Annotated in this window: 1 protein-coding gene; it reads left to right on the top strand. The window is 53.0% G+C overall.

Annotation, left to right across the window (positions count from 1 at the left end):
* The first annotated feature begins 51 nt into the window (after positions 1 to 51).
* A protein-coding gene (locus tag TV75_RS21680) for an IS3 family transposase (protein ID WP_404940672.1) occupies positions 52 to 1427 on the top strand; the annotation gives its coding sequence in 2 pieces (ribosomal slippage) (positions 52 to 543 and positions 546 to 1427; 1374 coding nt in all).
* The last annotated feature ends 17 nt before the right edge of the window (positions 1428 to 1444 follow it).

Below are 1444 nucleotides of genomic sequence, written 5' to 3'. Positions count from 1 at the left end.
CTGAAGTGCGCCCCAGAAGTTGGACACCCATCCAATTTCTGGGGCGTTTTCATGAGCAAGTACACCACGCAGTTCAAGCTATCTGCCATCACCGCTTTCCTTGAGCGAGGCCGAGGGTTTCGCCGGGTCGCCGCTCAATTTCAAATGGACCCCACCTTGCTTCGTCGTTGGGTCGAGGCTTATCGATTACACGGTGAGGCCAGCTTGAGCAGTACCGGCCAGCGTTACAGTGCCTTGTTCAAGTTCTCTGTTCTACGGCGCATGTGGGATGACTCCCTTTCCTTGCGCCGCGCAGCGGCGCTTTTCAACTTGGGGGATTCCACTCAGGTGGGCAGATGGCAACAGCAGTATTACAGTGGCGGTATTGAAGCCCTGGAGTCAGGGAAAAGAGGACTGAGCACCGCTATGCCTAAACCACCTGCTAAACCACGCAAAACCGCTGCCCCACTCACCAGCCCTGAGCCTGAGCACAAGACGTTACTTGATGAGCTCCAATACCTACGGATGGAGAACGCTTATCTAAAAAAGCTTGGGGAGTTAGGCGAGGCGGTGATGAGGCGGGAGAAAGAACAGAAGAAAAAGCCCGATTAGTCAGTGAGCTTAAGCAACACTTTCCCTTGCGTGACTTGCTCAAGCTAGTGAGCCTTGCGCGAAGTACGTACTACTACCAACTCAAGGCGATGGGCGTTGCGGACCGATTTTCCTCGATCAAAGCTTCTATCCAGACCATCCAAAACGAGCATAAGGGCCGCTTTGGTTACCGTCGGATGACGCTAGAACTACGTAAAGAAAGATCGCTGATCAACAGTAAAACGGTACGACGACTGATGGGGGAGCTGGGTCTGAAATGCACGGTGCGGCCTAAGAAATACAGGTCGTATAAAGGGCCGATGGGCGAAGTGTCGCCCAACACCTTGGCTCGTCAGTTCGAGGCTGAGCAACCGAATCAGAAATGGGTGACGGATGTCACCGAGTTCAAAGTGGCCGGCAAAAAGCTGTACTTGTCCCCAGTTTTGGACTTGTACAACGGAGAAATCGTGGCCTATCAGACGGCAATACGTCCCCAATATGCCTTGGTGGGCGAGATGCTGGAAAAAGCTATTGAAGGCTTACCTGAGGGCGGCAAGCCAATGCTGCATTCAGATCAAGGCTGGCACTATCGATATCCAAAGTACCGGGAGAGGCTAGAAAAAGCAGGGCTGGAGCAAAGCATGTCACGCAAAGGAAACTGCCATGACAACGCCACAATGGAGAGTTTCTTCGGCACGCTGAAGTCAGAGTTCTACTATCGGGAAAGCTTTGAAAGCGTGGAGCAGTTGCAAGCGGGGCTGGATGAGTACATCCATTACTACAACCATAAGCGAATCAAAGTGAAGCTTGGCGGACTGAGCCCTGTAGCGTACAGGACCCGGTCCGCTGTAGCCTAACCAACAGCTGTCCAGCT

Origin of the sequence: Rossellomorea aquimaris (assembly GCF_000935355.1) — a bacterium.
In the GTDB taxonomy this organism is placed as follows: Bacteria; Bacillota; Bacilli; order Bacillales; family Bacillaceae_B; genus Rossellomorea; species Rossellomorea aquimaris_B.
This window is presented reverse-complemented; position numbering and strand designations above follow the sequence as displayed.